Source organism: Arthrobacter sp. KN11-1C (assembly GCF_052180225.1).
Taxonomy (GTDB): Bacteria; Actinomycetota; Actinomycetes; order Actinomycetales; family Micrococcaceae; genus Arthrobacter.
Map to the genome: position 1 here is coordinate 1,145,015 of NZ_CP197467.1, position 11,861 is coordinate 1,156,875.

Here is an 11,861-nt window from a genome sequence, read left to right on the forward strand (position 1 = left end):
GGTCATAAGTCCATTGATTTGCCGACTCTCCGTCGACACACCGTTGGCAATGCGGTGGCCTCCGGCTATTTGCTTCTACGGTTTTGATTGTGGACTTCCCTCTCAGCAGCTCGGTGATATTGGTCATTGCTGTCGCGCTGTGGATCGTTTGGGTTGCGCCATACATACTGCGGAATCGTCGCCAGCACCTCCAGATGGCCGGTGACTTCCCAGCAGATGTTATTGACGAAGACGCTCATGAACTGCAAGCCGGGGTGGTTCTGTCAATCACCCCTCGGCAGGAGAAAGCAATGGAAACCATGCAGAGCACCGCAACCGCATTGCCCGAGGTATCGGCCGGCGCCGGCGAACGGCGCGATGCTGCATCGGAAACAGCGGTCTTCAAAGTCAGATACGGACGCTGTGCCCTCGCTCTTGCCGCCGTTCTCCTGCTGCTCGGGGCTGCCGTTTCCGGCGTGCTCCGCATTCTTGGCCTCGTATCCGCCTGGCTGCCGCTGGGATGCATAGTCGGCGTGGTCGCGACCGTCTTCCTGCTTCGCCGTCTGGCCATCCGGGACCGCAGGGCGAAGATGAACAAGGCCTTCCGGAACGCGATGGCTCCTCCAGCCGAGAGTCCCCGCGTAAGCGCTCCTGCAACGGACCGTCCGGCGACCAAGATTTTCGACGCCGAAGCCCATGCCCGTGAAGCGACGCGCCTGACCGCCGTCGAACTTCGTCAAGCTGCCCTCAACGTTGCAGTCGCCGCCGGCGACAACACGGTCCGGTTTACCGCGGAATCGAAGGAAGCTGAATGGCAGCCCGTGGATGTCCCCAAACCAACATACGTCGATGCCGCCAAGGCGCCCCGGCCTGCCCCCGAGCCCCTCGACCTGCCTGAAGCTCCCAAGCCCCTCGGCAAGCCGACGTTGAAGCCAGCCAGCGCACCGTCCGCGGGCGCGTCGGTCCAGGCGCAGCACGGCAAGCCCCAGAGTGCCCTCAGCAACCTCGACGACGTCTTGCAGCGCCGCCGGGCCTAGCCTCCAGTGACTACCGTCTGCGTGGCAGGTGGCACGGGACAGGTGGGCCGTGAAGTTGTCCGTTTGGCGCTCGACGCCGGACTGGACGTGACGGTGCTGAGCCGCCACCCGCCGTCGGGCACGTCTCCAGTCCATCACGACGGCGCGCGCTACTTTCAGGCTGACGTCACCACAGGTGCCGGGCTGGCTGAGGCCCTGCAGGGGGCCGATGTGGTGATCGATTGCTTGGAAGGGCAATTCGGGAAGGCGCGGAAGACATTCGCCGACGGCGGCGCCCGCCTGCTCGCCGCGGCGACCGTTGCCGGAGTCCGCAAGGCCGTTCTCCTCTCGATCATCAATTGCGACCAGAGCAACGCGGCGTTTTATGTCTCCAAAGCAGCCAAGGAGCGGGTCTACGCACTCTCGTCGCTGGAGACAGTTGTTGTGCGGGCCACCCAATTCCACAGCCTCGTGACGGCGGTTTTCCAGGCGGGGTCGAAAGTCCGCCTCATCCCGGTCTTCAAGGGCGCGCGCTTCCAGACGATTTCGCCCTTGGACGTAGCGTCGGAGTTGCTTGCCGAGGCCGTGGGGGAGCCATCAGGAGAGCGACACCGGACGCGAACCATCGGCGGCCCGGACATCCGGTCCATGCGCGAACTCGCTGAGATCTGGCGCAAAACTACCGGACGTGCCGGGCGTCTCGTGGAGGTGCCGTTGCCGGGGGAGATGGGTAGATATCTTCGGAACGGGCTGAATCTGGTCCCAAGCCAGCGGACCGGGACAGACACGTTCGAGTCGTGGTTGGCAAAGCGCGAAGATAGTTTGTAGCCTAGGGACACTGGCAATGCACAGTTGACCAGGGGCTATAGCTCAGTTGGTAGAGCGCTTCGTTCGCATCGAAGAGGTCAGGAGTTCGAATCTCCTTAGCTCCACACTCCTAGCCGCTACATCGGCACCATGTCACGCCACGCAACTTTTTGGGCCACGGGCTCTTCCAAAACCCCGGAATCCCGGGCTTGACGTCCCGTGGGAGCGCCAAAAACCTGCCCGGTGTGACGCGGCCCGTGTCGATCCTCAGATGATCCGCTCCGCCAGGGACACGATGATTCCCTCGGGACCCCGCACGTACGCCATGCGCCAGGCGCCCTCGTACTGGCCGATGCCGCCGACCAGCCCATAACCCTCCGCGGCCAGCTGATCGACCCGCGCCTGAAGATTGTCGACTTCGAAGGACAAGCTGCGCAGCCCGAGTTCGTTGGCCATGGCAGTGGGCGATCCCGGGTGCGGGTCCGGCCTGACGAAGCTGGAAAGCTCCACGCCTGTTCCTCCGTCAGGTGTTCTCAACATGACGATCTCCGTACAGGAACCCGGGATGGCCGTGACCGTGTCGATGAAATCACCCTCCACGAATGTCCGACCTTCGACTTCGAGCCCGAGTCCGACGAAGAACGCCGTCACCGCGTCGAGGTCCCGAACCGTGACACCGACGTGGTCGAACCGCATGATGCGCGACATGAGAAAAGCCCCCAGATCTTCGTTTACGCGGCCCCGGATGGAGCCCACAGCGGACTCTACGGCGGATTCGCGTGGAGAGAAAGAGCTCTATGCAGGGTAGGGATCCGGTTCCGGCCGACGGCCGGCGGAGTTTGGGCAAGGTCACCGGTGAGTGGACGCGCCTGTGCATAGGCTGGGGGAGTGGCCATGCATAAAAGTCAGCTCAGTCTCGACCGGTCTGAAGCGGTGCGGTTGGTGCGAGGCCTCTTTCCTTCGATCACCAAATCAGAGGTCACAGCGGTCGAGAGTACCGGGACGGTCAATTACCTGTATCGGGTGGGAACCCGCACCGCCGCCAGGTTCCCGATGCAAGGCGGCGACGCTCGCGAAGTCCGTGCAGTCCTCCTAGCGGAACACGCCGCAATGCTCGAGTTCGCCGCAGTGAGCACCGTGCCGTCCCCGTTGCCAGTTGCGATTGGTGACCCCGGCAGGGGATACCCATTGCCGTGGTCTGTCCAAACCTGGATCGAGGGCGAGGTTGCGACCCCGGCCTCGGTCGCGTCATCCACATCGTTCGCGTTGGAGGTCGCAGCGCTCGTCGGGAGCCTTCGGCAAGCGGATACAAAGGGTCGCTCATTCTCCGGCGAGGGCCGCGGTGGGGAACTGACCGCGCACGATGAGTGGATCGCGCATTGCCTGCAACGAAGCCAAGGCCTCTTGCCGGTGGATCGGCTCCGCCGCGCCTGGGGATCACTCAGATCATTGCCTCGTCACAGTGACGATGTGATGTGCCATAAGGATCTCATTCCCGGAAATGTGATCCTCAGGGACGGCCGCATCGCGGGGATCCTCGACACTGGTGGCTTCGGCCCTGCTGACCCGGCGCTCGACCTCGTTGCCGCCTGGCACATGCTTGACTTCGCCCAACGGGAAACCCTTCGAACCAGCCTCGCGATCGGGGACCTGGAATGGAGGCGGGGCGCTGCTTGGGCCTACCAGCAGGCAATCGGGCTCGTCTGGTACTACGCCGAATCGAATCCCACAATGAGCGCACTTGGGCGGAGCACACTGAATCGCCTGCTCACGGATCCGATCCTGGCGTTGCAGAACGGATGCCGCCGGACATCTTGTGCCATGTCAGACTGAACCCATGTGTCCCCGTTCCGTGAAGCCGCCCACTCTGTCCATCAGCGCTGAATCCGAGAGCGCAGAATCAGACAGCGTAGCTAGCGGCGACCCGAAATCGTCGAGCGGTGCTGGCCCGACGCCGTCGAGCCGCGTACGCCGCCACCTCGCCCTGAGACTCGACGACGGCTGGCTTAGTTTCCAGACGCGTCTCGCAATCCGGCGCGGTCGGGTGGTGACCGTCATCCCCTACACCGGTTACGGCACCACTTCCTGGGTCCGGGTGTTGGCGCGTGTTGTCCGCAGTGACGCGCGGGACACCGGGGCCGGGGCTCAGGCGAGCGGGCTCAACCCGTTGCAGGAAGGAATGCGCGGCTGGCGCAATTTCACGAGTGCGCCCGTGGCACACGCCGCCGTGCGCGTGACCATCGCAGGCACCGATCATGACGTTGAAGCGGACCGTGGAGGCGTGGTCGACGCGCGTATCCCGGTAGCCCTCGACGCCGGTTGGCACACAATCACGCTGCAAGCCGGGGAATCCAGGATCGTGGAGGCGCCAGTGCAGATTGTCGCTGACGATACAGACTTCGGCGTCGTCTCCGACATCGACGACACCGTGATGGTCACGGCGCTTCCCCGCCCGTTCCTGGCCGCGTGGAACACTTTCGTACTCGACGAACACGCGCGGACCCCGACGCCGGGCATGGCTGTGCTGTACGAACGGATCGTCAGGACGGTCCCCTCGGCACCCGTGGTGTACCTGTCCACTGGAGCCTGGAACGTCGCACCGACGCTGTCGCGCTTCCTATCCCGCAATCTGTATCCCGCCGGCCCCAAGCTCCTCACCGACTGGGGGCCAACCCCGGACCGCTGGTTCCGCAGTGGCCAGGAGCACAAGCGGACCTCCCTGGAACGTCTCGCGGCGGAGTTCCCCGGCGTCAAGTGGTTGCTGGTTGGTGACGACGGACAGCACGACGAGGCCATCTACGCCGAGTTCGCCCAACGCCATCCGCAGAACGTCAGGGCCATCGCGATCCGCCAGCTATCGGTCGGTGAGGCGGTGCTCGCGGGCGGACGGTCGAAGTCCGGGGGGCAGCCCACCCCGGGGATCCCCTGGATCTACTCCCCGGACGGTGCAGGGATGTCCGCCCAGCTCGAGCAGCTGGGCATCATCCGGCGCAGCCTCCGGTCCATTGACGTGCCTGGGGAACACGATTGAGGGCAGTGCCATGGGGCTGTGTCCGGAATCCGCCCCAGCTCTGACGCTTATACTCCGACTATGAATGAGATGAAGCCGCGCGTTCTTTTGGTCGAGGATGACGTGCAGCTTCGGGCAATGTTGGAGGAGTTGCTGCTTGGCGAGGGCTACGAAGTGTCCAGCGCCTCGGATGGACAGAAAGGCCTCCACCTCGCGCTGACCGGGGAGTTCGACGTCATGGTCCTAGACCGGGGCCTTCCGGTCATGGACGGGTTGAATTTGTTGACGAAACTGCGCAGGGAGGGCGTCGAGACGGCTGCGCTCATTCTGTCCGCATTGGGCAATCCTGCGGACAGGGTCGAGGGGCTCGACGCCGGTGCGGAGGACTACCTGTCGAAGCCGTTCGACGTCGAGGAACTTCTGGCCCGGTTGCGTGCCTTACGACGGCGGCATATCGCCACCGCGACGACCCTGCGGATCGCCGGTGGTCACTTTGACCTCGAATCGCGTAGCGTGACCCGCTCTGATGGCTCCGTCGTTGTGCTGTCCGAGCGGGAGAGCGCCTTGCTGGAGGAGTTTGCACGCTGGCCGAACCGGGTATTCGGTCGCGCTGAGATCCTTGAATACGTCTTCCCGAACGCCGAGGAGGCAGGTGTGGTGGACACGTATGTCCATTACCTCCGGCGGAAGTTGGGACGGGGGAGCGTGCGGACGGTTCATGGCGTCGGCTACAGGATCGGCACGCTCGCATGAAGGGCCAAGCCGAGGACGAATTGCAGCGTTCCTCCTGGCGGCTGGCCCTGCAGACCGGCGCCTTGTTGGTGCTGCTTTTGGTGGCGATTGCCGGATCGGTGCTTTTGATTGTCAGCACGAGCCAGGCCAGCGCAGCCCAACGCCTCCTGACCACCGCCACCGAACACGTGGATTCGATCGTTGACGCCCCCGCCGGAACCTGGCTGGCGATCTCCAACCAGGGCGTCTTGACGGTGTCCCCCGGCATGCCCTCGGGACTGCCGGATCTCCAGGCCATCGAGGCTGTCGCCGCCAGCGGAGCCGCCGCCCAGGAGGACGTTTCCATAGCTGGCCGCCCGTACACCGTCCGGACCGCAGATTCCGGAAGCCGGGTAGTCCAAGCGGTGTTCGATCGCCACGAGAACCTGGAGGAACTGAACCGGCTGGGCCTTGCCCTGCTGCTGACCTGCGGGGGAGCCGTGGTGTTGGCGAGCCTTCTGGCGGTGTGGTTGGCGCGGCGTACCATGCGGCCGATGGCAGAGGCCCTCGACCGGCAACGTCGATTCGTCGCGGACGCAAGCCACGAATTGCGAACTCCGCTGACCCTGCTGAGTATGCGGGCGCAAATGCTGCGGCGCCGTGTGGCATCTTCTCCTCTGCAGGGGCCGCCGGCAGGCATCGAGGCGGACGTGGACGCCATGATTGAGGATTCGCGCTCACTGACCCGTCTGCTCGAAGACCTGCTCATCTCGGCGGATTCACGGAGGGTCGAGCTCACGGAGGTCGACGTCGCGGCCCTGGCGGACGACGTCGCCGAGTCGTTTTCCGTCTCCGCCGCGCGTCGCGGTGTGACGATTGAACGTAGTGGACCAGCCGGACCTCTGGGAATCTTTGCCGCTCCGACCGCGCTGCGCCGGCTTTTCGTGGCGTTGCTGGACAACGCCGTCCGTTTCGCCCGGGAACGGGTGGACGTGGGGGTAACGACGGACTCGAGGACCCTGGTCATCACGGTCCGCGATGACGGGCCCGGATTTACCGACGACGTCCGGCCACGGGCATTCGAGCGATTCGCAACCGCGCCGCCCGCCAACGCCGCACCGGAGGACGCCGCACCGGAGGACGCCGCGCCTGCCGACGCCGGACCGGAAGACGCCTTCACGCCGCGCCACTACGGTCTCGGCCTCGCCCTCGTGGCTGAAGTGGCCGCGCAACACGGCGGCCGGGCGGAAATCGGCACCCAACCGTCCGGAGCGGTCATCGTGGTGCACCTGCCGATCCGACGAAACCCCGGGAACCCTCCAACGGCCGCTTCCAGGTTACGCGCCACTGTTTCCAGGCTTCGAAGAATGTTCTAAGAACCCGAACCTAGCATTGCGGCATGAGCAGACGATGTGCCACCGAGGGAGGTCCCAGATGACCGCCCGGGCCGGAGCAACCGACCGGCCGGCCAGTCGGCGGCGGGTGCCGCAACGGGCGCGTTATCTGCGCCGGGCCCGGCTGGCGGACTTCTTGGAAACAATCGTCTGGTTGTCGGTCGCGCTCGTGCTGGCACTGTTCCTGGCGGACAGCGGACTGGTGGAGTTCAAGACCGTCCCTGGCGCCTTTACCGCCGTCGGCATCATTGCGGGGCTCGTAGGAACCGACCTGATGCTGATCCAGCTCCTCCTTGCGGCGCGGCTCCCGGTCATTGACCGGGCATTTGGCCACGACCGGGCCTTGTTGGTCCACCAGCGCTTGGGCAAGCCCGTCTTCTACCTCATTTCCTCACATGTCCTGTTGCTCTGGGTCGGCTACGCGCTGACGTCGCGATTGAACGTGTTTGCGGAAATATGGGACATGTTCATCTCGCTGCCGGACATGAAAGTCGCATACCTGGGGTACGCACTGTTGACCGTCGTCGTGATCACCTCACTGGTATTTGTCCGGCGGAAGTTTTCCTACGAGGCATGGCATGTTGTCCACTTCCTTGCATATGGCGCCGTTCTTGCCGCCCTCCCGCACCAGTTCAGCACCGGGCAGTTGTTCGCGGACGGAACCTGGGCGCGTTACTACTGGCTCACGCTCTACCTCGGGGTCGCGGCAGCTCTGCTGGTCTATCGGTTCATCATTCCCGTGTTCCGGACTCTGCGCCACGACCTTCGGGTCAGCAACATCGTCACTGAGGCGCCGGGTGTGTACTCCATTGAGATGACCGGACGATCGCTTGCGGACCTTCGGGTCCGCGGCGGCCAATTCTTCATCTGGCGCTTCTGGTCACGCGGACTCTGGTGGCACGCCCACCCCTTCTCGCTCTCGGCGGCCCCCGGAGTCCTGCGCCTCAAAGTCACCGTTCGTGAGCTGGGAGGCGGAACCGCCGAATTGAGTGCACTCCCGATCGGCACCAGGGTAAGCATCGAAGGACCCTACGGACTCTTCACAGACCGGGCCCGGACCACCAGGCGGGCAGTTGCCGTCGCCGCAGGCATCGGAATTACGCCCATCATCTCGTTGCTTGAGCAGGGCGATTTTGCTCCCGGCGAGATGACGGTGATCGTCAGGGCGCCGGACGAGAAGGGCCTCTACCTCTACCGCGAGCTCCAGAAACTGTGTGTCAAGAAATCTGCAACGCTCTACGTCCTGTTGGGGCGTCGGCCGAAAAGGGGCCACGACAGCTGGCTTCCTGCCCGCGAGGCCAGCCACCGCATGAGCCTGTCCACGATCGTCCCCCATGTGCGGGACGCCGACGTGTTCGTGTGCGGGCCGAGCGACTGGACCGACCTGGTAGTTGAGGACGCAAGACGCGCGGGCGTACCCCGGTTCCGCATCCACTACGAAAGGTTCAGCTGGTGAGAGCCCGCAGCGCCGTACTGGCCGGCCTCGCTTCCGCCGCCGTCCTCCTGATCGGGTGGCATGCCGGAAACCAGGCTGATTCCGCATCCGGCCGCACCACAACGAAGGCGGCCAATCCGCCGTCGGGCACCGGAACGCTTTCCGGGCCGGGCAGCCCGACGGCGGCCGGCACCAATGCGGGTCCCTCCGGCCCCGCAGCCGCAGGAAGCAAAGACGGAACCTTCGACGGCAGCCAGATCCAGACCCGGTATGGCACGGTGCAGGTCCAGGCCGTGATCTCCGGCGGCAAGATCGCCGACGTCGTACCGCTTCAGTTGACCGATGTCGGGTCCCTGTCTGGCGAAATCGACCAACAGGCCGTGCCGATGCTCAAATCCGAGGTGCTATCGGGCCAATCAGCCAAAGTGGACACCGTGGGAGGGGCAACTTACACGAGCGAGGGGTACCTTAGCTCGCTGCAGGCCGCACTCGACGCTGCAAATTTCAAGGGCTAGCAGCGAGCCATGTTGCCTGCTAATTGCAGGCCGTACCATTAGCTCAACCCTTCCATCATCGTCATCTGGAGGTTGACGTGACAACTGCAATCATTGGAACCGGTAACATCGGGTCCCGGGTCGCCCGGAACCTTGTCCAAGGCGGCGAGCCAGTTGTTTTGGCAGCCCGGGATCAATCCCATGCGGAAGCGTTGGCCGCTGAGCTGGGTGCGCTGGCGAGTTCGGCGAGCGTCGCCGACGCCGTGTCACAGGCTGACGCCGTCGTGATGGCCGTGTGGCTGGACACCGAGAAGGAACTCGTTTCCCAATTGTCAGCGGCCTTGGTCGGCAAAGTCGTGTTCGACCCGACCAATCCGATCGGGCCTGATGGCCAGGGCGGCTATACCACTACGCTGCCGGAGGGCCAATCAGCAGCCTCGATCGTGGCAGGCCTGCTCCCTGACGGCGCCCATTTCGTGAAGGCCTTCGGTACGTTGGGTGCCGACGCGCTGGGGTCCGCAGCCAACCGGCCGGACGAGCGGGCTGTCCTGTTCTACGCAACCGACGACGACGCGGGGGCCGAAACCGCGGAGCGGCTCATCAGTGCTGCTGGCTTTGATCCGGTCAAGGCCGGGGGAATCGATGCGGCCGGCAGATTGGAGCTGATGCGAGGCGATCTTCACCAGAATGGCGGCCTTGGTGGAAGGCTTTTGAACGCAGACGAGGCGCGCGCCGCCCTCTAAGGCCGGCCGATCGCGGCAGCTTGCACAGAGAAGGCCCTCCGAACTGCGGAAACGCAGGATCGGAGGGCCTTCGCCGAGCCAGGGGTCAGACGAAAACGGATAGCAGAAGTATGAACGCGAATCCGACGACGGAAATGATGGTTTCCATGACCGACCAGGTTTTGATTGTTTGCCCCACTGTCATCCCGAAGTATTCCTTGACCAGCCAGAAACCGGCGTCGTTGACATGGGAGAAGAACAGCGATCCGGCACCGATGGCAAGCACAACCAGCGCAAGCTGGGCAGGCGACAGACCGGTCGCGAGGGGTGCGATGATCCCGGCGGCCGTCACGGTAGCAACGGTGGCCGAGCCGGTGGCGAGGCGAATCAGCACTGCGATGATCCATCCCAGCACGAGGGCCGAGAGGCTGGCCGCTACCGCGATCTTGGCGATCGCGGTTCCGGTGCCGCCGTCGACGAGCACCTGCTTGAAACCGCCGCCCGCACCGACGATAAGCATGACCCCGACTATCGGCAACAGGCTCTCGCCGATTTTCTTGGTCAGGGTGGAGGCGGAGAAGCCCACCCGGGTACCGAAAGTCACCATGGCCAGAAGGACCGCCACGAGCAGCGCAAAGACCGGATCGCCGATGAAGTCGAGCAAGGGCCGCAGGGCGGCGTTCTTGTCCATCCAAATGTCTGCTGCGGCTTTGATCAGCATGAGCACCAGCGGCGACAGCAGGGTCACCAGGGTCCAGGCAAAGGACGGGCTGCGCGTGGCTTGAGGATCCTGTGCTTTACCTGCGGGTGCGTCGCCGCGCGGACTGGCGGCTTTCGCGCCGGGGCCTTGGGATCGGTCAGGCTTGGCGTTCGCGCCTGCCCCAACGGTGACGGCCAAGCCGGCACCCGCAGCTCCGATCGGCACCATCCGTGCGGCGAGCCGGCCAAAGAGGGGGCCCGCGATGATGACGGTGGGAATGGCTATGAGCAGGCCAAAGGCAAGAGTCACGCCAACATTGGCGTGCAGGATGCCGATCGCGGCCAACGGGCCCGGGTGCGGCGGGATGAACCCGTGGAGCACGGACAAGCCTGCCAAGGCCGGAATGCCAAGACGCATCGCCGGGCCCTTGGAACGGTGCACGGCGAGCATCACGACGGGTATGAGCAGCACGAGCCCGATCTCGAAAAACATGGGGATGCCGATGATGCCCGCGATGAGTGCCATCTTCCACGGGAGCGTTGCGGGACGGCCATGGAGAAGCGTGTCCACGATCTTGTCCGCACCGCCGGAATCGGCCAAGAGCTTGCCCAGCATGGCTCCCAATGCAATGAGCACGCCGACATAGCCCAGCACCCCGCCAACGCCGTTTTCGTAGGACGTGGTCACCTTGTCCAAGGCGATGCCCGAGGCGATGCCCACGAATAGGGCGCCGATGCTGAGTGCCAGGAAAGCATGCATCTTGACCCAGACGATCAGCAAGACGACTATCGCGATGCCGATGGCTGCCATTACAAGTACTTGGGTGTCATGGCCGGTCCACGGTTGATGCATCGCGTCCGTCGTGGCGTCGGTGGCGACTCCGGCTAAGGGTCTGTTGAGGATGGAGATTCCGTTCATGGTTCTCGTCCTGTTCCGCTCGGCCGCAGGCCGAACTTGTCCATGATTTGTTGGGCAATCACCCCTGGAGCTGGACCAACGTCGATCCGGATTCCTGGCTCATCCGGGGACAGTTCCTCAAGGTCCGCGAACTGACTCCCCAACATACTGGCGGGCATGAAATGGCCGTGGCGTTCGGCCAGCCGTGCGCTGATGGTTTCGGGCGTCCCGGACAAAAAAACGAAGACGACACCTGAACCTCGGCGATTGATGATGTTTCGATAAGACCGCTTGAGCGCCGAACAAGTAATGACGCCGTTTTCCCCATGATCCAGCCTCCGGTCGACCCACTCGGCAACCTTCTCCAGCCAGGGATATCTGTCCTCATCCGTGAGCGGATGTCCCGCTGCCATCTTGTCGATGTTTGTTTGGGGATGCAAGGCATCGCCTTCTTCGAAGGCCCAGCCAAGCCGCCCCGCAAGGAGGGCGGCAACTGTGGACTTGCCGGAGCCGGAAACACCCATTAAAACCAGCACAACCGGTTCGGCCAGAGTACGCGTCGCAAGGTCCAGAGGGTCCATGGAGCCCATCTTGGCAGCACGTTGCCCTTCTGTGCCATAGCGAATCGCAGCTGATTTCCCGGCGGCCAAGGCCGGAAATGCTTCCGTCAAACGCATATAGGAAGCATACTGATGA

At 64.1% G+C, this 11,861-nt stretch carries 13 protein-coding genes and 1 tRNA gene; 10 read left to right on the forward strand and 4 right to left on the reverse strand.

The genetic code is table 11. From position 1 onward, the window contains the following. Positions 1 to 65: 65 nt before the first annotated feature. On the reverse strand, positions 66 to 239 hold the full coding sequence (locus tag ACSBOX_RS05415) for a hypothetical protein (RefSeq protein ID WP_442545122.1): 174 nt from the start codon (positions 237 to 239) through the stop codon (positions 66 to 68). Positions 240 to 290: 51 nt separating this feature from the next. Here ACSBOX_RS05415 and ACSBOX_RS05420 point away from each other — a divergent pair, with 51 nt between their 5' ends. The 3 genes from ACSBOX_RS05420 (at position 291) to ACSBOX_RS05430 (ending at position 1,927) form a co-directional block, all read left to right on the forward strand. Then, positions 291 to 1,016: a hypothetical protein gene (locus ACSBOX_RS05420; protein WP_442545123.1), complete on the forward strand. Its 726-nt coding sequence runs from the start codon at positions 291 to 293 to the stop codon at positions 1,014 to 1,016. A gap of 6 nt (positions 1,017 to 1,022) precedes the next feature. Further along, positions 1,023 to 1,823, forward strand: a complete 801-nt coding sequence (locus ACSBOX_RS05425) for an SDR family oxidoreductase (protein ID WP_442545124.1) — start codon at positions 1,023 to 1,025, stop codon at positions 1,821 to 1,823. A 31-nt stretch (positions 1,824 to 1,854) separates the two neighbouring features. Beyond that, positions 1,855 to 1,927, forward strand: a tRNA-Ala gene (locus ACSBOX_RS05430). 142 nt (positions 1,928 to 2,069) lie between these two features. Here ACSBOX_RS05430 and ACSBOX_RS05435 read toward each other — a convergent pair. Further along, a complete protein-coding gene (locus tag ACSBOX_RS05435) occupies positions 2,070 to 2,510 on the reverse strand; it encodes a VOC family protein (RefSeq protein ID WP_442545125.1) in 441 nt (146 codons plus the stop codon). Between the two features lie 186 nt (positions 2,511 to 2,696). Here ACSBOX_RS05435 and ACSBOX_RS05440 point away from each other — a divergent pair, with 186 nt between their 5' ends. The 7 genes from ACSBOX_RS05440 (at position 2,697) to ACSBOX_RS05470 (ending at position 9,589) form a co-directional block, all read left to right on the forward strand. Further along, on the forward strand, positions 2,697 to 3,635 hold the full coding sequence (locus ACSBOX_RS05440) for a phosphotransferase (RefSeq protein ID WP_442545126.1): 939 nt from the start codon (positions 2,697 to 2,699) through the stop codon (positions 3,633 to 3,635). Positions 3,636 to 3,639: 4 nt separating this feature from the next. After that, on the forward strand, positions 3,640 to 4,833 hold the full coding sequence (locus ACSBOX_RS05445) for an App1 family protein (RefSeq protein ID WP_442545127.1): 1,194 nt from the start codon (positions 3,640 to 3,642) through the stop codon (positions 4,831 to 4,833). Positions 4,834 to 4,893: 60 nt separating this feature from the next. Beyond that, entirely contained in the window at positions 4,894 to 5,565 is a 672-nt protein-coding gene (locus ACSBOX_RS05450) for a response regulator transcription factor (protein ID WP_442545128.1), read from the forward strand. Beyond that, on the forward strand, positions 5,562 to 6,899 hold the full coding sequence (locus ACSBOX_RS05455) for a sensor histidine kinase (protein ID WP_442545129.1): 1,338 nt from the start codon (positions 5,562 to 5,564) through the stop codon (positions 6,897 to 6,899). Before ACSBOX_RS05450 ends, ACSBOX_RS05455 begins: the two co-directional genes overlap by 4 nt. A gap of 58 nt (positions 6,900 to 6,957) precedes the next feature. Next, positions 6,958 to 8,373 carry a ferredoxin reductase family protein gene (locus ACSBOX_RS05460; RefSeq protein WP_442545130.1) on the forward strand — a complete coding sequence of 472 codons (1,416 nt, stop codon included), beginning with the start codon at positions 6,958 to 6,960 and terminating at the stop codon, positions 8,371 to 8,373. Beyond that, on the forward strand, positions 8,370 to 8,867 hold the full coding sequence (locus ACSBOX_RS05465) for an FMN-binding protein (protein ID WP_442545131.1): 498 nt from the start codon (positions 8,370 to 8,372) through the stop codon (positions 8,865 to 8,867). The genes ACSBOX_RS05460 and ACSBOX_RS05465 overlap by 4 nt, the downstream gene beginning before the upstream one ends. Before the next feature lie 77 nt (positions 8,868 to 8,944). Next, positions 8,945 to 9,589: an NADPH-dependent F420 reductase gene (locus ACSBOX_RS05470; protein WP_442543539.1), complete on the forward strand. Its 645-nt coding sequence runs from the start codon at positions 8,945 to 8,947 to the stop codon at positions 9,587 to 9,589. A gap of 85 nt (positions 9,590 to 9,674) precedes the next feature. On the opposite strand, the gene ACSBOX_RS05475 is transcribed toward ACSBOX_RS05470, so the two are convergent. After that, positions 9,675 to 11,186, reverse strand: a complete 1,512-nt coding sequence (locus ACSBOX_RS05475) for a GntT/GntP/DsdX family permease (protein ID WP_442545132.1) — start codon at positions 11,184 to 11,186, stop codon at positions 9,675 to 9,677. Continuing rightward, the gene (locus ACSBOX_RS05480) at positions 11,183 to 11,815 is read right to left on the reverse strand and encodes a gluconokinase (RefSeq protein ID WP_442545133.1); all 633 of its coding nucleotides are present in this window, start codon (positions 11,813 to 11,815) and stop codon (positions 11,183 to 11,185) included. The genes ACSBOX_RS05475 and ACSBOX_RS05480 overlap by 4 nt, the downstream gene beginning before the upstream one ends. Positions 11,816 to 11,861 lie beyond the last annotated feature (46 nt).

Excerpts from the sequence above, each read along its gene's own strand:
- ACSBOX_RS05415 (WP_442545122.1), bottom strand. The coding sequence starts at position 239 with ATGAGCGTCTTCGTCAATAACATCTGCTGGGAAGTCACCGGCCATCTG.
- ACSBOX_RS05420 (WP_442545123.1), top strand. The coding sequence starts at position 291 with ATGGAAACCATGCAGAGCACCGCAACCGCATTGCCCGAGGTATCGGCC.
- ACSBOX_RS05435 (WP_442545125.1), bottom strand. The coding sequence starts at position 2,510 with ATGTCGCGCATCATGCGGTTCGACCACGTCGGTGTCACGGTTCGGGAC.
- ACSBOX_RS05440 (WP_442545126.1), top strand. The coding sequence starts at position 2,697 with ATGCATAAAAGTCAGCTCAGTCTCGACCGGTCTGAAGCGGTGCGGTTG.
- ACSBOX_RS05445 (WP_442545127.1), top strand. The coding sequence starts at position 3,640 with ATGTGTCCCCGTTCCGTGAAGCCGCCCACTCTGTCCATCAGCGCTGAA.
- ACSBOX_RS05450 (WP_442545128.1), top strand. The coding sequence starts at position 4,894 with ATGAATGAGATGAAGCCGCGCGTTCTTTTGGTCGAGGATGACGTGCAG.
- ACSBOX_RS05455 (WP_442545129.1), top strand. The coding sequence starts at position 5,562 with ATGAAGGGCCAAGCCGAGGACGAATTGCAGCGTTCCTCCTGGCGGCTG.
- ACSBOX_RS05460 (WP_442545130.1), top strand. The coding sequence starts at position 6,958 with ATGACCGCCCGGGCCGGAGCAACCGACCGGCCGGCCAGTCGGCGGCGG.
- ACSBOX_RS05475 (WP_442545132.1), bottom strand. The coding sequence starts at position 11,186 with ATGAACGGAATCTCCATCCTCAACAGACCCTTAGCCGGAGTCGCCACC.